The 26,105-nt window shown below is 41.0% G+C and carries 13 protein-coding genes and 1 pseudogene; 1 reads left to right on the top strand and 13 read right to left on the bottom strand.

The genetic code is table 11. The features are described 5' to 3' along the window. Position 1: 1 nt before the first annotated feature. The 12 genes and pseudogenes from EHS13_RS36630 to EHS13_RS05745 all read right to left on the bottom strand — a co-directional run. Positions 2 to 595: pseudogene (locus EHS13_RS36630) on the bottom strand (DedA family protein); the annotation flags it as partial. A gap of 138 nt (positions 596 to 733) precedes the next feature. Next, positions 734 to 1,690 carry an aldolase catalytic domain-containing protein gene (locus EHS13_RS05795; protein WP_155699450.1) on the bottom strand — a complete coding sequence of 319 codons (957 nt, stop codon included), beginning with the start codon at positions 1,688 to 1,690 and terminating at the stop codon, positions 734 to 736. Between the two features lie 202 nt (positions 1,691 to 1,892). After that, positions 1,893 to 2,723, bottom strand: coding sequence for a phytanoyl-CoA dioxygenase family protein (locus EHS13_RS05790; RefSeq protein WP_155699449.1), 831 nt, complete (start codon positions 2,721 to 2,723; stop codon positions 1,893 to 1,895). A gap of 29 nt (positions 2,724 to 2,752) precedes the next feature. After that, entirely contained in the window at positions 2,753 to 5,932 is a 3,180-nt protein-coding gene (locus EHS13_RS05785; protein WP_155699448.1) for an alpha-mannosidase, read from the bottom strand. 110 nt (positions 5,933 to 6,042) lie between these two features. After that, positions 6,043 to 10,227: a right-handed parallel beta-helix repeat-containing protein gene (locus EHS13_RS05780; protein ID WP_162462974.1), complete on the bottom strand. Its 4,185-nt coding sequence runs from the start codon at positions 10,225 to 10,227 to the stop codon at positions 6,043 to 6,045. A gap of 155 nt (positions 10,228 to 10,382) precedes the next feature. Continuing rightward, positions 10,383 to 11,933, bottom strand: a complete 1,551-nt coding sequence (locus tag EHS13_RS05775; RefSeq protein WP_155699446.1) for an ABC transporter substrate-binding protein — start codon at positions 11,931 to 11,933, stop codon at positions 10,383 to 10,385. 115 nt (positions 11,934 to 12,048) lie between these two features. Next, positions 12,049 to 12,957, bottom strand: coding sequence for a carbohydrate ABC transporter permease (locus EHS13_RS05770; protein WP_227013808.1), 909 nt, complete (start codon positions 12,955 to 12,957; stop codon positions 12,049 to 12,051). 9 nt (positions 12,958 to 12,966) lie between these two features. Next, on the bottom strand, positions 12,967 to 13,941 hold the full coding sequence (locus tag EHS13_RS05765; protein ID WP_227013807.1) for an ABC transporter permease subunit: 975 nt from the start codon (positions 13,939 to 13,941) through the stop codon (positions 12,967 to 12,969). Between the two features lie 225 nt (positions 13,942 to 14,166). Next, complete coding sequence (locus EHS13_RS05760; protein ID WP_227013806.1) at positions 14,167 to 15,855, bottom strand: S-layer homology domain-containing protein; 1,689 nt, start codon at positions 15,853 to 15,855, stop codon at positions 14,167 to 14,169. 141 nt (positions 15,856 to 15,996) lie between these two features. Next, positions 15,997 to 19,776: an Ig-like domain-containing protein gene (locus EHS13_RS05755; protein ID WP_155699444.1), complete on the bottom strand. Its 3,780-nt coding sequence runs from the start codon at positions 19,774 to 19,776 to the stop codon at positions 15,997 to 15,999. A gap of 130 nt (positions 19,777 to 19,906) precedes the next feature. Further along, on the bottom strand, positions 19,907 to 21,409 hold the full coding sequence (locus tag EHS13_RS05750) for an ABC transporter substrate-binding protein (RefSeq protein ID WP_155699443.1): 1,503 nt from the start codon (positions 21,407 to 21,409) through the stop codon (positions 19,907 to 19,909). Between the two features lie 411 nt (positions 21,410 to 21,820). Continuing rightward, positions 21,821 to 24,100 carry a helix-turn-helix domain-containing protein gene (locus tag EHS13_RS05745; RefSeq protein WP_227013805.1) on the bottom strand — a complete coding sequence of 760 codons (2,280 nt, stop codon included), beginning with the start codon at positions 24,098 to 24,100 and terminating at the stop codon, positions 21,821 to 21,823. A gap of 192 nt (positions 24,101 to 24,292) precedes the next feature. On the opposite strand from EHS13_RS05745, the gene EHS13_RS05740 reads away from it, so the two are divergent. Next, positions 24,293 to 24,604 (top strand): dehydrogenase, encoded by a 312-nt coding sequence (locus tag EHS13_RS05740; protein ID WP_155699441.1) that lies wholly within the window; start codon positions 24,293 to 24,295, stop codon positions 24,602 to 24,604. A gap of 6 nt (positions 24,605 to 24,610) precedes the next feature. Here EHS13_RS05740 and EHS13_RS05735 read toward each other — a convergent pair whose 3' ends face one another. After that, a complete protein-coding gene (locus tag EHS13_RS05735; RefSeq protein WP_155699440.1) occupies positions 24,611 to 26,059 on the bottom strand; it encodes an ATP-binding protein in 1,449 nt (482 codons plus the stop codon). Positions 26,060 to 26,105 lie beyond the last annotated feature (46 nt).

Genomic DNA, 26,105 nt, shown 5'->3' with positions numbered 1-26,105 from the left:
CTTTTTTTCGACGCCTAAGCCAGATAAACAAGAAATACAGCAGCGTAAGCGCAACAGCAGCCAAAATTAACTGCATTAAGTAAGGACCCGCTTTTTCATTAATATTTTCCCACTGTCCACCCAAGGTTTTACCCAAATAAATAAACAAAATAGTCCATGGAATCAACCCCAATGTCGTATACAAGGTAAAAGTGCTCAGCTTCATCCGCGTTAAGCCTGCTGGTATAGAAATCGCATGATGGATTATAGGCACAAAACGAGCCGTGAATACCACACCTTTGCCATAACGATTAAACCAGTCCTCTGAGAGCTCCACATGATGTTTTTTGATCAAGAAATATTTTCCAAACTTATCCAAAAAAGGTCTTCCGCCATAACGTGCAATCCAATAAACGAAAATCTGAGCAATAACTCCGCCAATCATCCCGAAAATAAAAGCTTCTAAGAAGGTAATATCCCCATTAAATACAAGATACCCCGCAAAAGCTAGAACAATCTCACTAGGAATGATAATAATCATTAAACCAAACATGACACCCCAATAACCAAACTGCGTAAAAAATTCTAATAAACCATGAACAAAATTATGTAACAAAATTCCCGCTCCTCCCATTTTTAAAACAAGCCTATCTTACAATGATATGTATATCTCTATGAGTATTCTAACACAAACCGTCGCTAGACGAAAAAAAACCTCTCCGCCCTAATAATCAGGCATAAGAGGTTAAGCGATTTATTTGTGTTTCACAATAATTTCAGGTGAAGTCAGCTTATCATAAAACTCAACATATTTATCTTTATCTTCATCATTATCACGAACGGCCATAGCTACACGAGGATGTTCATTTAATGCTCCGGAAATCATGTAAGGGATGATATAGCCCCATTCACAGGTTTCACGCATTGGGATTAAATGCTTTTCAATAACCTCCAAGACTGGACGAAGCTCATAACGTGGATTTTTCAATTGGCTAACCAAAAGCTCCGTTGGGCAGTTTCCAGCAGCGCGACCCATACCATAAACAGAGGAGTCAAGGAAAGTTACACCTTTATGCACAGCTGTCAATGTGTTGGAGAATGCAAGCTGCATATTGTTGTGAGTGTGGACTCCCAATTGCTTGTTTGGCAGTAAAGTTTGGAATTTATCAACTAGATATTCCATGTCCTTCGAATCCATACTTCCGTATGAATCTACAATGTAGACGATATCGACTGGACTTTTGGCAATATCCTCGAATGCTTCGCGTAATTCTGGCTCCGATACATGGGAAAGAGCCATAATGTTCAAGCTTGTTTCGTAGCCTTTATCATGAAAGGTTTGAATCAATTCAAGACCTTTATCCACATCGCCAATGTAGCAAGCAACACGGATTAGATCCAACATGCTCTCACTGCGTGGAAGAATATCATTCTCGTCTACACGACCAATATCGACTAATGCCGAAAGCTTAGTTTCTGTCTTGTGTGGAATAACCGTTCTCAAGAAGCTCTCATCCAAAAAGCGCCAAGGACCCGCTTCACCTTTAAGCAGCTTTGGTGAGTTTTTATAACCAATTTCCATATATTCAACGCCAGCTTCGCTTAGGCTTTTATATAGGTCTTGAACAAACTCAACGCTGAAATCCCAATTGTTGACTAGCCCGCCATCACGAATGGTACAATCCAAAATCTTGCATTTATCTTTACTCATTTTCTCTTCCTTCTTTCTTCATCGCGTCTACGCTTCTACGCTTTTATGCAGTAAAGCGAATATTATTCCCTTACATTAACACGTATTATAGCAGGCTGTCAATCCACTTTTCAAGTTTATAAGCCTGTTATTTACAGAAAATCAAGAATCAACGAGTTATTGATAGACAAGAAATCAGCAGTAACCACTCTTACCGTGAGCATTACTTTTTAAATAATAATGGATTTAACCTGCTTGCTGCCAAATCACCTGCGTTTAAGCCCGGTAACCATCGTGCTAAATCCGAATTTCTTGCATTTGTATCAGGCTCCATCACTTTGGTACCATCTGCATAATAGATTATTGTCATAACCTCCCGCATGTAATCGGTTGGATTCCCCGGCGCGCTATGGAGTGTCCAACCCGAATGGAATGTGGCATCGCCAGCATTCATAGCTCCATAGTTAATTGTAGCAATCCCTTTATTTTCAATATATTCCTTTAGCGTCTTGTGGGATTCATCGGAAATAGCCAATTTACTCAAATAGCCAAGCTTTTGTGATTCAGAGGCAAAAGTCATGGAACCTACTTCTTGTGGAATATTCACGATGGGCATCCACATGGTAATGGTCTTATCCGTATCTAGCGGCCAATAAATTTGATCTTGATGCCACGGTGTATGGCCCCCGCCAGGTTCTTTAAACAAAGCCTGATCATGATATATCCGGACACCATCAACTCCCAATAAATCTGCTGCAAGCTTCGCGAAACGCTTGGCAAAAACAAAATGCTGAATCGCCAAGCTATTTTCCCATATGTTTGAAATCTGAATAAAGGCTTTTCCATAGGTATCGCGTTCATGCATCTGGCGTGATTCCTGATTCAGGTTACGCACCATATCTCCGACAATCGGACGGAAGACTTCGATTTCTTCTTGATTGGACACCTGCTTCAAAAAGATATGACCGTTTTTTTGGAAATCATTGATTTGTTCTTCCGTTAATACATAGGAATCAGAAAGCTTCGGCAAATGGTTTATAAATTCATTAGACATAGTACTTTTCCTCCTTAACGTGACTATTATTATGACGATATGACCTTTATAAGGAATGTTTTGATTTCATACGGTTTTATCTCAACATCAATCGTCGGCTCTTTCGATATTTCGCCGCATGGACGTTCCATTAAATCACATTCTTGCCAAGATTGTATAAGAAAGTCGCTCTCCAGCCTTAAGGCACTGCTTGCTCCTGTAAATTCGTGCAAACGCAACACAAGCGCATCACTGTCTTCGGCTTTCTTAATAGCGTCAATCATCACGTTTGCAGCATCTGTCCTCATTAGTGATTTGTCCGCTATGATGGTATCTCCTTGTATTTGGCTAAGTGGATTGTTTAACATCCAAGCTTCCTGTTGCGTTCGTCCCTCAACCCAATCGCCTATATGAGGAAGTAATGCATAGGTAAACAGATGCTCTCCACGGTCAGCAAGGGGATCAGGAAAAATAGGTGATTTAATTAGAGACAGGCGGATGATATTATCCTTGATATCATGACCGTATTTGCAATCATTCAATAGGCTAACACCATAACCTCGTTCAGAAAGATCAACCCATTGATGTCCAACAGATTCAAATCGGGCATAGTCCCAGCTTGTGTTCCAATGCGTAGGACGCTTCACGTTGCCAAATTGAATGTCGTAAGTCGCTTCTGTTGCCCGAATCGATACCGGGAATGCAACTTTTAGCAGCTGCTGGCTTTCCTGCCAATCGACTCGTGTTTGAAAATCAATGCGTCGACTGTTCTCGTAGACAGTCAATTTCTGTTCTATTGTCGAATCACCATACGACCACACAAACTTCATCGATGCAGAAAGTGGACCGTTATCCAACAATTCGAAGTCAGTTAGTGTGATTATTTCTTGCATCTTCTCTTGATAGAAGAGATCAATATCCCATGCTTCGTGAGCTAAAGGTTTGTCTTCAAACACTTGAAGAACATTACCGTTTTTCCCTTCCGAAAGCACTTCCCTTTTCGTGTCCCGATCATACAAACGCTTTAGTTGTCCAGCTTCATTCCATTCCATAATATAATGCGATGTTGTCAATACCCGATCTGCGAGTACAAAAGGAGTATCAGCCTTTTTCGTCAAAATTAATTGTTCTATCGGTTGGAAAAAGACCGTTTTGGCACCAAGTGAAGGAATGCCGACAACTCGTACGGTCCATTCATCCCCAAATCGTTGAGATACCAGACCTTTCCCATCTTTATCCAACCAATCCCCCGCTTCAGCAGTTTCTTTCAAAGTCACCTTCAATAGATCGGTACGTTCGAACCCAGAGCTATTGAACACCGTAAACGGTAAAGGCTCATTATTCGGTACTTCTGATTCAGCTTTAACTGACTGATCTTTTAAGGTATTGGCAGCTTCCCTCCAGTTCCTATGTCCGATTAGTTCCGCCGCGGCGTATTCGATTCTAGAATCAGCGTATACTTCTGGTATTGAGGAGCCTGGAATAATATCATGGAACTGATTCCTCATGATCGTTCGCCAGCCTTCTTTCAGACGTTCTGTCTCATAACCTGTCCAAGAGCCATTAGCAATGCATGCCACTGACTGCAACCATTCGACTTCCCGGTACAGAAGTTCAAGCTTCCGGTTCATTTTCTTGTTATACGCTTGACTCGTGTAAGTGCCGCGGTGATATTCCAAATATAGCTCGCCATCCCATGTGTGAACGTATTGATCCGTGTTCTGAAAAGTCTCCTGCAGTTGTGTGAAATAATCATCCGCTCGTCCGGTAACTGCATGCGGAATTCCCGGCATCGACTCTAACCTTCGTCGCACTTCAAGCATATCCCGGTTCACGCCGCCTCCACCATCACCGTAGCCATATGACAATAGCAATTCATTATTAATCGTCTTGTCCCTGTACGTATCCCATATTCCCTTGACGGCGAATGGGTCGGTCATGCCATTGTAGGTATACCACCAAACTTTAGAACCTGGTATTTCTGGTGTCGTCACGAAGTGAGTGAGCACTTTTGAACCGTCGATACCTTGCCACTGGAAAGTATCGTGAGGCATTCGATTATACTGGTTCCAACTGATTTTTGTTGTCATAAACGTATCAATTCCAGATTTTTTCAGAATCTGAGGAAGTGCCCAACTATATCCGAACACGTCCGGCAACCACACGTAATTACAGGACACACCGAATTCTTCCTGGAAAAATCGGGTTCCGTATAAAATTTGCCTTACAATGGATTCACCGCTGGTCAGATTACAATCTGCTTCAAGCCACATAGCACCACCGACTTCCCAGCGGCCTTCTTTGACACGTTGTTTGATTTGTTCATAAATCTCTGGATAGTCGTACTTAATATATTCGTACAGCTGCGGCTGAGTTTGCAGAAAAATATACTCTGGATATTTTTCCATTAATCGCAAAACAGTTGAAAACGAACGGGCTGACTTCTCTCTCGTGTGAGAAAGGCGCCATAGCCATGCGACATCAATATGCGTGTGACCTATGCAGTGAATTGTAACTGGATGGATCTTTGCCAATTTCTTGAGCTCTTCTTGGAGGTGAAGCTCTGCTTCATAAAGTGAACTATAGAATATATCAGAACCAGGCTTTGACCAGTCAATCATGAGAAAGATGCGATTGAGCATTTTCAGCAGCTCATGTCTTTCCGTTTGGTCATCCCTGAGCAGCTTTGCACTTTCCAATACAGCATAGCTCGTGTAATACAGGCTATCTACCCGTTCATCAAGTACTGCTAATGCGGCTTCTTTAAACACGTGATTCAGCTTTCCAGGTACCTCCCACCCTTCCAACCCAGACCATAACCGGAAACAAAAGTCGACTTCTTTCCCGATAAGGTCCGCTGGCAAAAAAACTTCTATATGGTTTGAATCAACGCCTTGATATGGCTTACCATCGATAAAAAGCAAAGATTCAAAGCCTGAGTTGTGACCTGATCCAGTCTTGCCAAAATCGAATAAGCCGACAATGGTTCGATCTTTCCATGCATTGGGTATCTCTACCGATTTACGCAACCACACATACAAATCTCTGCCTTCCCAGCGATCCCCTTTACTGACGATTCGGTCTGTATCTAGATTATTCGGAGGATAGGCGCCAATTCGTTTTTCCTGATCTTCCTTGTAAACCCAACTGTTCAGTTCGACCGTATCCTTATAACGGTATTTCGACAACTCACTAATACGCTTCTGCAATTTCTCCACTGTCCAAAACAAACAAATTCCTCCTCGATATTTCTAGTTCCAACATGTTGCTTGTATGTAATTATCGGGACTCCTTGGAAAGGAATCCCGACAGTCAAGCTTTGTATTATTGGTTAATGCTGTTACTGAACCAACACATTATCATATTCCGCAGAGCTCGAGTATTGCCTTAAACCGACTTTTCCCGTACTGTAGGAGGAATCCGTAACCGTACCTACCTGAGAACTGTTAATATAAGCGGTTATACTGTTGGAGTAAAAGCTCAGCTTCAGGTTGTAAAAGGTAGTCGTATTCGAAGAGTAGCTGCCACTGGCAAGCTGAGTCCAGGTACCCAGATAATTCTTGTATATATACCAGTTTGTTCCGGTTATTTCGAACTGGTAGAACTGGTCGTTTGCGTATACCCTACCGACGATTCCTGCACTGGTTCCACTAAGCCGTTTAACATCGGCCGATACGGAGTAGTTGCTCCAGGTTGATTGGCCAGCAGTTACAAATGCTTCACCCGAGGTAGCCGTTTGCTTGTATACTTGTGACCCATCGGTTACCAGGGACCACGTTCCATCTACGACAGTCCAGTTACCCGAACCGCTCTCGAAATTATCGGAGAGCGGCAGCCCTGGTGGCGGCGTTGGTGTTGGTGTTGGTGTTGGTGTTGGTGTTGGTGTTGGTGTTGGTGTTGGTGTTGGTGTAGCCCCTATACTCTGCACGGACACATTATCGTATTCCGCAGAGCTTGAGTACTGCCGTAAACCCACTTTTCCCGAGCTGAATGTTGAATCCGTAGCCGTACCTACCTGTGTAGAGTTAATATATGCTGTTATAGAGCTGCCGCTGAAGCTCAGCTTCAGATTGTAGAAGGAAGTCGTATTGGAAGTGTGGCTGCCTCCTGCCAATTGAGTCCAGGTACCGAGATTATTCCTGTAGATATACCAGTTGGTGCCGGTTATTTCGAATTGGTAGAACTTGTCGTTTGCGGTTACCCTTCCGACGATTCCCGCACTGGTTCCACTAAGTCGTTTAACATCGGCTGATACTGAGTAGTTGTTCCAGGTTGATTGGCCTGCGGTTGCAAATGCTTCACCTGAAGTAGCCGTCTGCTTATAAACCTGTGATCCATCTGTAACCAAGGACCATGTACCGTTTACTACTGTCCAGTTTCCCGATCCGCTTTGAAAATCATCAGTGAACGGCAACCCTGGTGGTGGCGTTGGTGTTGGTGTTGGTGTTGGTGTTGGTGTTGGTGTTGGTGTTGGTGTTGCCGTTGGTGTTGCCGTTGGTGTTGGTGTTGGCGTTGCCGTTGGTGTACCCCCTACACTCTGTGCCAAAACATTATCATATTCTGCGGTGCTTGAGTATTGCCTTAAACCTATCTTCCCCGTACTGAAAGAGGAATCCGTAGCCGTACCTACCTGCGAATTATTAATATAAGCCGTTATAGTGCTGCCGAAAAAGCTCATTTTCAAGTTGTAGAAGGTAGTTGTATTTGAAGTGTAGCTACCCCCGGCCAATTGAGTCCAAGTTCCGAGATTATTTTTGTAGATATACCAGTTGGTGCCGGTTAATTCCAGCTGGTAGAACTGGTTGAGTGAAAATACCCTTCCAACGATACCTGCACTGCTTCCGCTGAGACGTTTAACATCAGCTGATATGGAGTAATTGCTCCAGGTAGAATTTCCAGCGGTTGCAAACGTTTCGCCTGAAGCTGTCGACTGCTTGTAAACCTGTGATCCATCCGTTACCAAGGACCATGCCCCGCTAATGACTGTCCAGTTACCGGACCCGCTTGTGAAATTATCGGAGAATGGCAATGTCTGCGGTGTCGGTGTTGGTGTCGGCGTAGGCGTTGGTGTAGGAGTTGGTGTCGGCGTCGGTGTCGGTGTTGGAGTCGTATTCGTTGTGGTTATATAAATGGCTACCGTTTTTACTATTGAATTCTTTGTAACCGTTGCTGTTATTTTTGCAGTTCCCAAGGTACTGGTAGCCGTTACCAAACCGCTGCTGTTTACAGCAGCAACACTCGTATTATCACTCGCGTATGTTGTGTAAGCAGCTAAATTTGTTAACAGGTAGCCGGATAATGTTCTCCCAGATACGGTCAGCTGCGACGTTGTGCTTGGCAATATTTTAACTGTCGCTTGGCCTGCAGTGGTAGTACCCGTCTTGATGAACAGCTTGTCAATCGATTCGCTTGCATCCGTGAATTTGAATGTGCTCAGCAGCCCCATCGGTTCGGCATTGATATCGTGATAACCCAAGCTGTAGGCTGGAGAAGCTGCCTTCACACGGTAATCGGAATTAGCCGTATCCATGAATAGGGGATCCTGCCCAGTGACAGAATGTGTATCATAGCCATAACCTTGCCACGCTGTCCAGTTTACAACACCGGCAAATCCAGTTTGATTATAATACTGTCCACTAGGATTATAGGCGAGGTTATAGTCCATATAAGCATATCTGCCTGAGTTCCAATCGACATTATGATTTATAACTCCGTCATACCAATGGTTTAAGCTGTTGGTAGGTGCTGAATTGTAAATAATATTCTTGCCAACCTCGACATTTGTCGTGTTCCTCCGACCGCCGTATGGATCCTGACTTGTGAAGTAATCAATCGCACCTTCAACAGCTAATGGACTATCAGCCACAACATTGTTGTAAAATTTGCTGTTGGTACCCCTGATAACGACCGAAGACCTTAAGTCTCCTCCGTTAAGCTGTCTTTGCAAGCCGTAGATCAGATTATCATATCCGTTCAAACTGTCGGTATCGTCATCTGCATAATAACCCCAGCCATAGGAGAAATAGACGTTGCTGTCATGTAATTTGTTATATCTAAAAATATTGCCCGTAGTGGTGCCCCATAAATAGAATACTCCACCGTCCTGCGAATCGGTCATGCAGTTGAAAAGATCGTTGTATTCAAAAATATTATTCTTTGTTTCCGAGGTAGCAACTGTCCCGCCAAAATCCAGGGAATTAGTAACGGCTCGGATGCCAAACCTTTTACTGTCATGTATCCTATTGTAAGAAACTGTATTGTATCCGCTATGCTTCAATTCAATGCCATTTCCATGCCCAATCTCCTGACCAAGATTGTAAATATGGTTGTTGGTTATCGTGTTATATTGGCTGAGGTAGCCGCCTACTTGTGCATCTTTGACATGAAAGAAAACGCCGCTTACACCAATGTCATAGATAAGGTTGCCGGTAATAGAGTTGTATTTCACATAATTGATGCCTAATATGCCGTTGGTTCCAGAGTTGTGAAGCTTAGAGTTGGATACCGTTATATACTGGGCATTCTCAAGGGTTACCAGTCCGGAATCTTCGTACTCGCTGCTGAAATTGGTTGTACTTAATGTTAGACCGTCCACGATGATATTCTGTACGAGATTGCTCGTTGAACTGCCTTTAAATTCAAAAATCGTGTCTATCTTGCCAGCCGTTATCTCCTGTGTCGCAATGTTGGAGTTCCTTGGCCAGTAATACAGAATTCCCGTTCCGGTATTCAAGTAAAATTCTCCCGGTGAATCCAGTAATTCCATAGCTCCCTGAATAAAATAGCGGGTTCCTACTCCCAATTCATAAAATGCAGGCTGACCTAAAGTAACCAATTTGGAAGTGTAATTTATAGAAGCGACAGGCAGCACTCCAGCAAACCAGTTGTGTGTCCCGTCAGGTCCTCCCGGCCATAAATAAATTTCAGAACCGCTTACGTTGCTTATACTTGGTATATCGCCGGTGCTGAAATGGAATTGATGCTGTGGATCCGCTGAAACATAAGGGGCTGCAACGGTCTTATACCCGCTATTGGGATATCTGGCCTTGGTGCCTTCAACCCCGTTTTCAGTCAGGTAGTTGGAGCTCCAGCCCGTACCGACATTCTTCTGGTATATGCTGCCTGAATAAAGTGTCCATCCTGTTATTTGCTCGCCGCCATAAATAATTGGCTCTTCACCTGTATAGTTCGTGTATTTTACCTTGTACCCGTTTCTCCCGGAATCGCTTTCATTAAAAGTCACTTTTGAAGATTGGAAGTAAGATCCTCCTCTTAAGTAGACGGTTATGTTGCCTGACATTCCTCCCGCTATCAAGGATCTAATAACGTCGCGTGCCTTAGTGATCGTTTTATAAGGGCTGCCGATGGACCCATTTCCAGTAGAATCGTTTCCGCTTGGTGAAACATAATAAGATGTGTCGGCGGCATATGCCTTACCCATGTAAATTGAATTGGGTTGATAAACTAGAGTTAAAATAATCATTAAGGAAATTAAAAATGATAATTGCTTTTTGACTTTAGACATAATAGACACGCTCCTTTTAGTTTTAGAAACCATTCATGAGAAGAATCTTTTACAAAACACCACCTTTTTTATTTATGTAGAAAATAAGTGCAGAAGAAGGCTACCTATGGCGCCAATTGCAGCAGGTCTTCAACTGCACTCATTTTCATTAAAAACTATTTTGCTTTAGTTTTAAGCCATTCGTCTAATTGTTTTTGTTGCTCTGCAGTAATTTTATCGACTCCGGCTTTTTTCAGCTTATCTTGTAAAATTGGTAAATACTTTTCTGGATCAATCGTGCCTGTAGCGAGAGCAAATGAATACTCATCAGATACAGCCTTCGTATTAGCTAATTCTGTTTTTACTGGTTCAGGGTCGAAAACAAAGCCGTAATAAGGTGAAACAGCTGCTGCATCATTTACTTTTTTGGTCAGCTCAAACTTATCTGCCGGAGCTCCCTCAGGTAAATATCCATTAGTCGTATTGCCGAATACCCAATCCGTAGTTGGATTGTAAGTACTATCTGGAGTAAGCTTAATAAACTTATCGTCTATCTTCGTGTAATGCTTTCCTTCAATTCCATAAGTGATTAAGTTGTATAAAGCTTTGTCGGTGTTAACCAACTGCAAGAACATCATAGCCCGCTCCGGATTTTTCGATGTATGGCTTATGGTATTCAACGTGGAGGAAGCTCCTGTAAAATAAGGCTTAGCCAGGGGGATAAACACGACTGGGTTTCCGCCATTCTGAGCTTGAATATCAATCTCTCCACCCGGTTTTCCGGTAACATCATAGATTACCGCTCTTTCTCCTTTTGGATCCGTGGCAACTTGGCCGGTTATTGTTGCTGCATCCTTATTGATAAAGCCCTTGGTATACCATGAACGCACCATTGTTAAATATTGTTTAAATTCAGGCATAAAAGCACGGTTTAATACTTTATTGGTGGAATCATTCATATAAACATTTGCATAAGGAGTCCCATCTATATTGTAATAAGGTTCATCAAAGAAGCCTTGGACGACACCAAAAGGAACAATCCCATCTTTAGCATCACCGTCTTTAATTTTCTGCAGCAAAGGCTCGATATCCTCGAATTTTTTGACCGTGCTGACATCGAAATTATACTTGTCGATAAATCTTTTCTGAACATATAATCCAGGGTTTTTAGCCGAAATTTGATAGTTTGGCACGCCGTAAATTTTACCGCCGATTTTCATATCTTCCCAAAATTTCGCGTCAATGGAATCAAATAACACTTTCCCTTCTTTATTCAACAGATCGTCTAGCGGCTGAAAGGCGCCTTTGCCTTGATTCTGTACATAACTAAACAACCAGCTTGAAGACCAGATAATATCAATCGCTTCATTAGCTGCAGCAACCGTATTCAGCTTCTGCTCATAACCTCCGAAATCGACTGGCATAAGCTTAACTGTTGCATTGATCTTAGCTTGCGTGATTTTATTGATTTCATCATTTACCGCTTTTAAATCTGCTTGGGCTTTAGGCTGCGGATAATACCAAATCAATTCAACAGGTGGAAGCTCTTTCTCAGGAACAGGCGTCGCTTCAGGTGTCGCTTCAGGTGTTGCCGCGGTATCAGTAGCAGCAAGGGCTGGCGTTGTACTAGGAGTCGCAGTTTTAGATGAACCGCATGCGCTGAGAATCAGTACCAAACTTAACATGACACAAACTAGAGTTGAGATAGAGCCTTTAACATTTTTCAATTGAATAAACCTCCCATAATCTATTAGTAGTCTTATATAAATTTGATGAGACTAATATGCTTCTTGCCTCCTCTCAAGTCTCACCTTAAATTAAAGCCATTAAGGGAAAAATCAATTAACCTTTTAAAGCGCCGACGGTTAGACCTTTAATGAAAAACCGTTGGAAGAAAGGGAAAATAACGAGCATGGGTCCTCCGGCGATAATCGCTATAGCGAATTTAGCTGCTTTTTGCGGGAATTGCGACATATCGAGACTTATTACAGAGGCGCTGAATTCTGGACGCGATGTTATAAAATCAAGCGTCTTTAAAGAACGAATTAGAAGCAGCTGCAAGGGAACCAGCCTCTCGTTATTAATAAATAAGAGCCCATTAAACCACTCATTCCAATAGGCGAAAGAAATAAATAGACCGAGTGTAGCGAGCGCTGGCATCGAAAGCGGAAGGATGATCCGATAAAAAATCCGCCATTCCCGAGCCCCGTCTATTTTGGCAGATTCAATAATTTCCATGGGGATTTTGGACATAAACCCTTTCATAATTAGAATATAAAAGGGATTTATCAAGCCTGGAACTATTAAAGCGAATATAGTATCTCCCAGATGCAGCCATTGCGTCATCAAGATATAAAAGGGGACTAATCCACCGTTAAAAAGCATTGTAAAAAAGATAAAAAAAGTTAAAATCCGGTTATAGCCGTAATCCCGCCTTGAAATGGCATATCCCAGCGTAGCAGTCAGCAATAAGCTGATGACCGTTCCTATTACTGTTACGAAAGTAGTTACACCATAAGCGCGAATTAGAATTTGAGGTGCTTTAAAGAAATATTGATAAGCACTAAAGCTTATTTTCTCAGGGATCAATTGATACCCGCTGAGCGATAGGGATTGTTCATCTGTTATCGAGATTATGATTACCAGAATAAAAGGCAGCAGCATGCTTAAAGTGACTAATATAAAGATGATGTGGATAATCAAAGTGTTAAAGCTTTGTGCCTTATACGCTTTTGCAACGTTTTGCATCATGTTTCGCTCCTAAAAAAGTGAATTTTCATCATTAACCTTTCGAACGATATAGTTAGCTAATAGAACAAGTACGAGTCCGACAACCGATTGGTACAAACCAACCGCTGACGCCATGCCAACATCGCCTAATGAGCTTAATGCCCTATAAACATACGTATCAATGATATCCGTAGAAGAATAGATTAAACCTACATTATTAGGTATAAAATAATGTAATCCGAAGTCTCCGCGGAACATATTGCCTAGACTGAGAATGAGCAATATGATGATCAACGGCTTAAGCAAAGGCAAGGTTATTCTGCGGATCATCTGAAGTCTTGTAGCTCCGTCCATCCGCGCCGCTTCATATAATTCCGCATCGATACTAAGAATACCAGCATAGTAGATTAAGGTTGAAAACCCGATATTCTTCCACAATTGAAAGGCATTCAGAATATACGGCCAATATTTCGCTTCAAAGTAAAAGGCTACCTTTTCGAAACCGAGCTGGACAAGAATTTGATTAATATATCCATTCTCATTATCTAAAAACGCAAGCGCAATATAACCGACTACAACCCAGGAGAGAAAATACGGTAAGAATAAGGCTGTCTGGTAGAGCTTCAGCCACCTTTTGCCTATCTCATTTAACAGGACAGCCAATGCCAACGCTGCACTGGTTGTAGTAATCATGTAGCCCAAATTATAAAGTATGGTATTTCGGGTAATGCGGACAGCCGCATCGGTTTTAAAGAGAAACTCAAAATTCTTGAATCCAATCCATTTACTGCCCCAAAATCCAAGATCATAATGGAAATTCTTGAAGGCGATAATGATACCGAACATTGGAATATAAGACAGTACAATAATGACTACTATTGCTGGAAATGATAGAGCTGACAATTCAAAGTTTTTTTTGAAGAACCGCCATTTTTTTGAAAAGAAGCCCTGTTCGGGTTTCCCACTATACAGCGGGACTTGGGATGCTGTTTGATTCTGTTCCAAAAAGTTTGCCTCCTTATCGATAGTTTAGCTGTTTGCAAACCTAATCATGCGCTGAAAACAGTTAAATAAAAACTCTAATTTTTGTGCTTATATCTGAAAAGTAACTATCAAAATAGGGTGAAATCTATACTTTTGTGCAAAAAAAGAAGCAGATCCATTGGTCTGCTCCCAAAAATTGTATTTAAACCAGCGTTTTTTTGATTCGATACTCTTTGGGTGTCGTCTTTACTTAACTTTAGAAAGCATTCTCCAAATGATAACAGCTGCTTGAGCTCTTGTTGCAACACCTCGCGGTGCGAATGTTCCATTCCCAACACCATTGATGATTCCAGCCTGTTGAATGACTGTTACCGCTTGTAAGGCGTAAGTCGCGATAGCGGATTGGTCAGTGAATAAAGCTATTTCTCCGTTTCCGTTCAGGTTAGCTTTTACCACCAACCCCGTGTTGTAAATCATGACCGCCATATCCTGCCTCGTGATCTTATCGTTGATGCCAAAACTGCCGTCTGATTTACCTTTGATGATGCCGAGTTGTTGTGCCGATGCGATTGCACTGTAATACCATGTATCGTTTTTCACATCACTTAGCGAAGTTTTAGCATTGCTGTCAATTAAATCAAAGCCATTCATCAGCATGGTAATTAACTCAGCCCTTGTAAGCAATTTGTCAGGATTAAAGCTGCCTGCCCCAACTCCTTTGACAATGCTTCTGGCTGCCAACGCTTGGATACTATCTTTTGCCCACGATACATTTGCAAGATCGTTAAAGCTTACTTCGTTATATGATGCTGCATACTTACTGAAATGTGCAGGGCTGAATATGATTTGAGCGGTTGCCGCATCGTATTTGCCGTTCTTCTCAATTTCCAGCTTGCCGTTATCATTAATGTAGTAAATAATAATCTGATCCGTGTCTTCTCCAAGTTTCAAAGTGTAGTTCAACTTAACTGTCACGGCGTTATCGCCGAACTGGCTAATCTTCTTCCCATCGACACTGAGGTTGAAGTCGTATATCGGATTGCTTCCGACAGCTTCTTTCACTTCATCAGACATGGTTGAGGAATCTAGAATCGAAACGGAGAGCTGAACATTGCCGGAAGTTACGCCGTCATTTTTCAATAGATCCGTTGAAATCGAGATTATGGCAAGTCCTATTTTAATTTTTAACTGCTTGATGTTATTATCGAGTGCTGTCTTGATTGAATCACCAGTAAGATTAACGATTATTTCTTTGGCTGATTCTATGCCTTCAATGCTAATTTCTACAGCAAAGTCTTTCGCATTTAGAATAGCCGCATGGAGCAGATTTGTATTCACGTCGGCCACTGCTTTTCCGTTAGTGTCCAGGCTTGCCTTAACCGTCATGGTCCCAGGTGGCGTGATCGTTGTTGGTGCTGGTGTCGATGTTGGTGTTGGTGCTGGAGTTGATGTCGATGTTGTCGTTGGTGTTGGCATCGATGATGCTGGTGCTGGTGACGAATCTGAACCAATTTTAACATTTGCTGTTACCCCTGGATTAAAGGTTTCAGAATGGTCATTGGAATAAACCATCTTGATACTATCAAGTGTAATAAGGTTTACTCCATTCTGCTTAGCTTTAAATTTGGCGATGCCAAGTGTTACATTTCCACCTACTGCAGCCCCAGCATTCGCATAGACGAATCTTAAATGTCCTTGTTCTAACAATTCAGGATTGACGATTTGTTTGAATCCTGTCAGTGCAGAACTAAAAGAGATTGTATGCGTATCCCATAAATTCGGTTCGAAAGAGAGATTGATTTCAAATCCATACATATTATTAACATTATTCGCTTGTATGACTACCTCAACCTCATCACCGACATTCGGATTTGAATTGACGATTGAGATTGAAAAAGTAGGTGCTACTGCAAATATCGTATTTGGAAAAACCATAAAAATCATTATAAAGATAAATCCAAATGATAACAGCCTTTGTTTCAATGGTTTCAACTTCCTCTCATAGTAGAATTGATAAAAATCTTGTTTGTTATAGAGATAGGAAAAAGGCATTCGCCTTTTTCCAATTCGCTACAATTAAATAATACCCAATATTATTCTTGCTATAGCAACTAGGTCGACAATGTCTAACTTATTATCATGATCGAGGTCATACATTTGTATAGTAGCCCAGTTGCTGCTAGTTGAACTCGCTCCGTAATTGGATGCCACCAGTGACAAATCACCGATTGATGCAGTAGCATTCACTGCGTTCCTGAATGTTTCCAATGAAGCTGCTAAAGCAATTTCAGCTGCATCCACCTGCGTCTGCGAAGCGGCAACGTTATTTGTAACTAGATTCGCATTTTGATTAGCAGTATTCAATGCATTTACGACACTCTGTTTGTAATGTCCCCAAAGTGTTTCGTGTATTTGAGCATTTGTAATTGAGTTTACAGCCTCTGTAATCTTCTCATTCAAAGCTGCTCTATCCGTAATTACAACATGATGAGCTAAACCGACGTCCAAGTCAGTTACGTTACCCCCATCATCTGCAACTTTAACATCAGTAAGGTAGATATCGCCCTCGCCAGGTGTCAAAGCTAAAAAGTGCAGTAGTAGCAGGTCTATTGTCCCTGAAAATCCACTATCAGGTCCCGTGCTCGCTTCGATAATTCTTACTTTGCCTGGTGTCTGGGAATCCAAGATTACATCAAATCCATCGATGAGTGATGAAGCACCCTCATATTGAAGTATTGTTGGATCGAAATTGACAGTTAATTCTTTCGCATAAACATTAGAGGTGACGTTGACTAAGCTGTACGTCATGTCCAATGTATTTCCAGCAAGCACATAATCCGGACCGGACAATAGAGCATTTGGTGTTGGTGCTTCCTCTATACTCTGCACCGAAACATTATCATATTTAGCTGTGCTCGAGTATTGTCTTAAACCAATTTTCCCTGTACTGAAGGTCGAATCCGTTGCCGTGCCTACCTCTATATCATTAATGAAAGCAGTTATGTTACTGCTGTTAAACTCCATTTTTAGATTATAGAATGTAGATGTATCTGAATTGTAGCTGCCTCCAGCCAATTGAGTCCATTGAGCCCTGTCATTTTTGTAAATAAACCAGTGGGTACCCGTGATTTCAAACTGGTAGAACTGATCATTTGCAAATAACCTTCCGACGATTGCCGCGCTGGTCCCGCTTAGTCGTTTAACATCTGCCGATACAGAGTAGTTGCTCCAAGAAGGATTTCCAGCGGTTGCAAATGCTTCACCCACCGCATTCGTCTGAGTGTAAACCTGTGTTCCATCAGTAATGATATCCCATGCTCCGACTACTTCTGTCCAAGTATCTGATTCGCTCTCAAAATTATCAGAGAATGGCAGCGTTGGTGCTGGTGTAGGAGCCGCTTCCGCTGTTTTAATATAGATGTCTACCGTTTTCACTATAGCATTCTTTGTAACAGTGGCTGTTATTTTTGCAATACCTGGAGCATTAGCTGTGACCAGTCCGCTGCTGTTTACTGATGCAATAGCTGAATCAGCGCTTGCATATGTTGTATAACCCGCTAAATTAGGCAACAAATAACCGGATAATGTTCTTCCTGATACTGTTAGCTGAACCGTGCTGTTTGACAATACTTCGACAGTTGCATTGCCAGCATTCGTTGTTGCTGACTTTATAAACAACTTGTCAATCGATTCGCTTGAATCCGTGAAATTGAAAGTGCTCAGCAATCCCATCGGTTCGGCATTAATATCATGATAACCCAAGGCATATGCAGGAGAATTGGGCTTTAAACGATAATCGGATTGAGCCGCATCCATGAACTGAGGGTTCTGCCCTGCTATGGAATGTGTATCATAACCAAGAGCATTCAGCCCTACAGGGTAATTTGTATCAAAACCAATCGTTTGCCATCTCGACCAGCCTACAGCGTTTTCTAGTTGATTAGTGGTTTGAACGTTATGACCTCCGGTGCTATTAAAGGCGAGGTTGTAGTCAACGGAACCAAACCTGCCGGTGTTCCAATCGAGATTATGGTGTATAACTCCGTCATACCAGTGGTTTAAGCTGTCTGTAGGAGCTGAATTGAAAATGATATTATGGTTGACTTCTATATTGGTTGTATTTCTGCGACCACCAGTTGAAGTCTGACTCGTAAAATATTCCAACGCGCCTAACGTAGTTAATGGATTATTGGCTACAACATTGTTATTGAATTTGTTATTGGTACCTCTGATAACAACCGCAGCGTTTAATGCTCCTCCAGAAGCTTGTCTCTGTAAGCCGTAGATCAGATTATCATGAGCATTCATTCTGTCGGTATCATCATCATTGTAATAGCCGAAGCCATAAGAGAAATAGACGTTGCTGTCATGAAGCATGTTATTTCTGAATGTATTCTCGGTAGTGGTGCCCCATGTATAGAATAACCCGCCGTCCTGGGAGTCAGTCATGCAATTGAAGAGATCGTTGAATTCGAAAACATTACCTTTTGTTTCGGAGTTGGCAATGGTCCCCCCGTATTCTAGAGAATTAGTAACAACTCTGATTCCGAACCTCTTACTGTCATGTATTCTGTTGTAGGAAACCGTATTGTAGCCGCTATGCTTAAGTTCGATACCATTTCCATGCCCAATCGTCTGACCGAGATTGTAGATATGGTTATTAGTAATAGTATTATACTGGCTCAGGTTATCGCCTAGTTGTCCATCTTTAACATGAAGGAAGACACCGCTTACACCTATGTCATAGATAAGGTTTCCTGAAAAAGTATTGTTCTTCACATAATTGACGCCCAATATGCCATTTGTTCCGGAATTATGAAGTTTGGAGTTGGCTACTGTAATATATTGCGCATTCTCAAGCGTGATCAATCCGGCGGATTCATAATCGTCAATATAATTAGAAGTACTGAATGTAATGCCTTCAACTATGATGTTCTGTACAAGATTGCTTGTTGAACTGCCTTTAAATTCAAAAAGCGTATCGGACCTTGCAGCCGCAATCTCCAGCGTCTCAATGTTTGGGTTCATTGGCCAGTAATACAGCATCCCCGCGTTAGTATCCAGGTAAAATTCTCCCGGTTGATCCAATAATTCAATCGCTCCTTGAACAAAATATCGTGTACCTACCCCCAATTCATAAAATGCAGGACTTTCTAATCCAACCAAATTTGAAACATCATCTATTGTCGCGATTGGCACCACTCCGGCAAACCAATTGTGTGTCCCTTCAGGTCCGCCTGGCCATACATAGATCTCAGCATCGCTTAGATTACTTATGCTTGGGATATCGCCTGGGCTGAAATGAAATTTATTTCGAGGATCGCTTGAAACATAAGGAGCTGCAACTGTCTTATACCCGGAATTGGGGTATCGCGCCTTAGTTCCTAAAACCCCGTTTTCAGTCAGGTAGTTAGAACTCCAATCTGTACCCACGTTCTTCTTATATATGCTTCCTGAATGTAGAGTCCATCCCGTTAATTTCTCGCCGCCATAAATAATTGGCTCTTCACCTGTATAGTTCGTGTATTTTATCGTATATCCGTTTCTGCCGGAATCGCTTTCATTAAAAGACACTTTTGAAGTCTGGAAGTAAGATCCACCTCTTAAGTAGACTGTTATGTTACCCGTCATTCCTCCCGATATGAAGGCTCTAATCACGTCTCGTGCCTTAGTGATCGTTTTATATGGACTGCCGATGGACCCATTTCCAGTAGAATCGTTCCCGCTAGGTGATACATAATAGGCAATATCAGTTGCATGAGCGGTACCGATATAAGCGGAATTGGGTTGATAAACCAGAGTTAACATAATCATTAAGGAAATTAGAATGGAGAAGAACTTTTTGACTTTGAACAAAATGAACACGCTCCTTTAAATTTTAGAAATCATACCTTGGATAGTAAATATAAGTGCGGACGAAGGAACCTACATTGGCAACAACACAAGATCTTCGTCTTTACTCATTTCCTTACTATTTACTTACAATCTACTTAGCTCTTGTTTTAAGCCATTCGTCTAATTGTTTTTGTTGCTCTGCAATAATTTTATCGACTCCGGCTTTTTTCAGCTTATCTTGTAAAATCGGTAAATATTTATCCGGGTCAACCGTGCCTGATCCGAGACCAGGCCCATATTCATCGTCTACAGCCTTGGTATTGGCTAATTCTGTTTTCACTGGTTCAGGGTCGAAAACAAAGCCATAATAAGGTGAAACAGCTGCTGCATCATTTACTTTTTTGGTCAGTTCAAACTTATCTGCCGGAGCTCCCTCTGGTAAATATCCATTAGTCGTGTTGCCGAATACCCAGTCCGTAGTTGGATTGTAAGTACTATCTGGAGTAAGCTTAATAAACTTATCGTCTACCTTCGTATAATGCTTTCCTTCAATTCCATAAGTAATTAAGTTGAATAAAGCTTTGTCGGTGTTAACCAATTGCAAGAACATCATAGCCCGCTCAGGATTTTTGGATGTATGGCTTATGGTATTCAACGTGGAGGAAGCTCCTGTAAAATAAGGCTTAGCCAGAGGGATAAACACGACTGGGTTTCCGCCATTCTGACCTTGAATATCAATCTCTCCGCCCGGTTTTCCGGTAACATCATAGATTACCGCTCTTTCTCCTTTGGGATCCGTGGCAACTTGACCGGTTATTGTTGCTGCATCCTTATTGATAAAGCCCTTGGTATACCATGAATGCACCATCGTTAAATATTGTTTAAATTCAGGCATAAAAGCACGGTTTAATACTTTATTGGTGGAATCATTCATATAAACATTTGCATAAGGAGTCCCATCTATATTGTAATAAGGTTCATCAAAGAAACCTTGGACGACACCAAAAGGAACAATCCCATCTTTAGCATCACCGTCTTTAATTTTCTGCAGCAAAGGCTCAATGTCCTCGATCTTTTTGACTGTGCTGACATCGAAATTATACTTGTCGATGAATCTTTTTTGAACATATAAACCAGGGTTTTTTGCCGAAATTTGATAGTTTGGCACGCCGTAAATTTTACCGCCGATTTTCATATCTTCCCAAAATTTCGTGTCTATGGAGTCAAATAACACTTTCCCTTCTTTATTCAACAGATCGTCCAGCGGCTGAAAAGCGCCTTTATCTTGATTCTGTACATAACCAAACAACCAGCTTGAAGACCAGATAATATCAATCGCTTCATTAGCTGCAACAACCGTATTCAGCTTCTGTTCATAACTTCCGAAATCGACTGGCATAAGCTTAACTGTTGCATTGATCTTTGCTTGGATGATTTTATTGATTTCATCATTTACCGCTTTTAAATCTGCTTGGCCTTTAGGCTGCGGATAATACCAAATCAATTCAACAGGTGGAAGCTCTTTCTCAGGAACAGCAATGGCTGGCGTTGCACTAGTATTCACAGTTTTAGATGAACTGCATGCGCTAAGAATCAGTACCAAACTTAGCATGACACAAACTAAGGTTGAGATTGAGCCTTTAACATTTTTCAATTGAATAAACCTCCCATAATCTATTAGTTGTCTAATATATTCGATGAGACTAGTATACTTCTTGCCTCCTCTCAAGTCTCGTCTTAAATTAAAGCCATAAGGAAAAAAATCAATTAACCTTTTAATGCGCTGACGGTTAACCCTTTAATGAAAAACAGTTGGAAGAAAGGGAAAATAACGAGCATGGGTCCACAGCGGACTTGGGATGCTGTTTGATTCTATTCCAAAAAAATTACCTCCTTATCGATAGTTTAGCTGTTTGCAAACCTAATCATGCGCTGAAAACAGTTAAATAAAAACTCTAATTTTTGTGCTTATATCTAAAAAGTAACTATCAAAATAAGATGAAATCTATATTTTTATGCAAAAAAAGAAGCAGATATAGTTACTCTGCTTCTAAAATAAATGTATTTAGTTAAGTGATTTTTTAATGCGATACTCTTTTGGCGTGGTTCCGAATTTATTCTTAAACATTTTAAAATAATAGTTCTGGTTGCCAAATCCGACTTTTTCGACAATCTCATGGATAGTCAGATTATGATTGACGAGCAATTCAATCGATTTACTCAATCGCAGCTCGTTAATATATTCTGCCACCGAGATATCCTCTTGCTTCTTAAACACCCTGCCGACATAAACGGATGACATCTTGAGCATAGCCGATATTCCCTGCAGGCTTAAATTCATATCTGAATAGTTCGTTAGAATAATTTCCTTGATGATATCAACAATTACATTAGATTTATTGCCCTCCTGCTCTGATTGCTCTGTGAAGATTTTGCTGAACAAGTCGATGATTTCCGAGAAGATCTCTTCCAATGTTTCCTTTTCAATAATATTCTGCTTCAATGTGCGCAGGTCAATTAAGATGGGCGATAGCTTATTGTAGTTCATTTCCCTAAGGGTTTGGCTGATTATTACGCTTAAGTGCATCAATGCAAGAAACACAGCATCGGAATTCATTCTGGAAACCATGATTTGAATTTTATTTATTTGATCTGTTACTGATTCCAGGTGATTTGATTTAATCGCTTCAACCAGCTTTTTCTCTAGCTCTGAGGGGATATGCTGCTCTTGGTTTTCAAGGTTTGTTTGCACCATCTGTGGAGTAATTAAAGAGTTGGTTCCATAATTCATTCGATACATTAAATATTCCAGTGCTTTGCCATAGTGGTAAGTAATCTCACGGTAATCGGATGATGGCTCACTTAATGCTGCTGTAAAAGTAACATGGTAATATTCAGTCATTATGGCTTGGATTCTTTGAATAAGTGCAGGTAATTGAGCTGCTGCTGCTTCATAGTCCTTTTTAATATTTACTAACAAGACAAGGTGCTCTGATCTTGCTTCTATAATCTCACAGGTCATATGCTCGGAGATGATCTCCTCGCAAATATTAGTCAGAGCAAAATGATATAGTTTTTGCTGGGCAATCGTTTTTGACTCTGAAAAACTGCGGTAATTATCAATTTGGATTACACCTACTAAGAGCGGGTTATTCATATCTATTTTAAATCGTTGGTTCTCTGCACATTCACGTAGCTCCTCCGGCGAGAAGGAAGAGCTGTCCATAATAAGCTTTCTTAGATAATAGGATTTAACGATGCTCTCATTCATATCCTGTGTTGTTTCGGCTACATTCAGTTTATCCATGACGTTGCTATAAATAGCTGACATATAGTGAAGCTCGTCAAATCTCTCTTTCTTTGTCGCTTGTTCTAGGTCTGTATCAGTGGGACGTCTGAATTGCCTCAACAAACGCTCAACCGGATTATATAGTTTATTGGATACAAATAAGGAGACGATTGCAGCTAGAAGGATCGAGACCAGAATAATAATGATCGAAGCAATTCTGATTTTCTTAACAGCTCCAAGCAGCTCTTCATAAGGCTGCACATTCACTATGATCCAGTTGTTAGGGCTATTTATGATGTAATTAACGATTTGTTTTTGATGATTAGAGGTATAGGTAAATTGAGATGCTGTTTTATTAGTCGATTTAATTTGCTGGTTAATCCGTTTCTTTAATTCATCGTTGGCAATATTCGGATACAGGGTTGGACTGAATGCCTCCGAATTTTGGTCCATAATAAACATGCGGCCTGCTTTATTGGCGGAGAATCCATTCATGATTTCTATATTTTGAAACAGCCACTCGGGCTTGATATTAATGATCAGAGCACTTTGCGATTTGGAATATTGGGTCAATGAATCATACATAAATAAGGAGAACACATCTATATTTTGTTCGGTCGCATTCGATTTGGCGGGGAATTTAATGGGAATAAACTGCATTTTATTCATCTGTTTTCGGCCTGATAAATAGTCATCCATCGTATTTATCAATACCTCGCGATTTGCAAGATTGCCCCCTGTAAAATACTCATTTTTTTTGCTGTTGTAGAGTACAAGCGAATGAATGAACGAATTCGAGTTAATTTTCTTGTTAATTCGATTAATTTTCTGGATTTGGTCAATATCAACCCAATTGCTGTCATTAAGGAGCGAAATAATATCAAGATCAAAAAACATCGAAACAGCAAAATTTTTGGCAATTTCGTTCATATAGGTAACGTTGTAATTCATTTGTAAGAGCACTTTCTCATTGGCTTCACGTTGAGAATCCAAGCTTATTCTTTCCGAATATAAATAAAGCGCTGTCGAAGAAACGATCGTGAATGTAATAATCATTAAATTGATGTATAAAAATACGCGCTGCAAATACTTTCTGGATTTATATTTCTGTAGTAGCCCCATATAGCTCTCCTTGATGGATTATCATTTTTCAATCAGTCTACCATAAATAATCACCATATAGTCAGTTGTCGCATAAACTGGTTCATTATTTATGATTAGTATTGGGACGAAAAGGAGCTGAACTACATGAAAAGCTATGCTACTGAAAAACACACCAAAGAATTGCCTTCACTACGACATATTCGCAGATCCTGCCACCGTGAGCTCTATCGCACCATTAAAAAGCTTAAAACCTTTATTAATGAGGAACAAATGAATGCAGCCGAGCAGATTTATATTAGAAAGGTCGTATTTAACCTGCCCTGGATCTCCGAAAATGGTAGTAACCGCAAAAAGCTTGCTGATTGGTGGGAGGAAAACGTTTGTGCCGAAATTGCTGATTTATGGAAGGTTGAGCCGTTAAGCTTAGCTAAAGCATTTCGCGATTCGTTTGTTTAAATTGGTTTATCCCATTGGCAATATAATTTCGACTGTTGTGCCTCTATCTATTTCACTGTCGAAATGCATCGAACCCTTATGATTAGCGATGATTTGTTGGCTAACCATTAGACCTAAGCCTGTACCCGTTTCTTTATTCGTATAAAAGGGCTCGCCTAATCTAGCTAGCTGCTCCTCGGATATCCCGCAGCCTTGATCGGCAATCCGTACCATTACATCGTCCGAAGCGAGGTTGCCCACTTGAATAATAATTTCTCCCCCGTCTGGCATAGATTCCATTCCATTCTTAATGATATTGATAAAAACTTGCTTTAATTGATTCTCTTCACAATTAATCGGTGGTATATGTGGGGCGCAATCAAAATGGAATTGAATATTGTTAAGGTTTGCTTGAGAAGCAAGCAAGGAGATAATATCCTGTAGAATATAGACCAAATCCCGTTTTTGAAAATTGATTGCTTGCGGTTTGGCCAGAATTAAAAATTCGCTGACAATAAAATTAATTCGGTCCAATTCAGATAACATGATGTCGAGATGCTGTTGATTGCCTTTGGCTCTAGCATGCTGAAGCTGTACAAACCCGCGTAACGTAGTTAACGGATTACGAATCTCATGAGCAACTCCTGCAGCAAGCTGCCCTACAATGGAAAGCTTCTCCGATCTACGCAGGAGTTCATCCGTATTTCTTCGTTCGGTAATATCACGAGATATAGAGGCGTAGGCGACCAGCTCGTCTTTTTCATTATGTATACCAGAGATTGTCGTACTGACGTCAATCATTCTGCCATCCTTGGTCTGACAAACATTCTCGAATGCTGAGACCGGGATCCCATTCTTAAGCTTGAGCATCACCGCATTAGCTTCACTCTGATAAGAATCCGTAACAGTGTGGAGCGGAAAGCCTATCGTTTCATTCATGCTCCAACCGTACAGCTCTATATAGGCTTTATTCGCTTGCTGCACAATCCCCTGTAAATCAACTACGACAAAAGCATCCGAGGTATGATTAACAAACGAGTCCATGTTCTGCTTGGTACTCCTCAGAGTTTCATTGGCTCTTCGCAGCTGCTCCGTATTCGCATGTAAATTCAATGACATTTTATAAATTGTTTCTGACAGAATACCCCACTCATCTGTTCCATGAATAGAGTGATTAATATTGAAGTTTCCTTCCGAAATTTCATTTACCTTTTTCAGAATGCGGCTCAATGGCCGAATAAAGAAACTAGCAATATAGTAACTGATTACGATAGTACCAACTAATAGAAAAATTGAAATCGTGATTTGATTCATCAATTGTTTACTTAGAATTTCTTTGGCCGCTTCATTGATTGGACCTTGAGACTGTGACACAAGCGCATCTCTTGTTGAGCAATAATTTAAGGTAGTATCCAGAGTTAATATAATCAACACAATACTAGAGAGGTACATGGAAAGCTTCGCTTTAATCGACATTTTTATTTCCTCCAGGCTCTCAGCTATATATACGTCCTGACTAACA

It is taken from the genome of Paenibacillus psychroresistens, from assembly GCF_009728935.1.
GTDB lineage: Bacteria > Bacillota > Bacilli > Paenibacillales > NBRC-103111 > Paenibacillus_AC > Paenibacillus_AC psychroresistens.
This window is presented reverse-complemented; position numbering and strand designations above follow the sequence as displayed.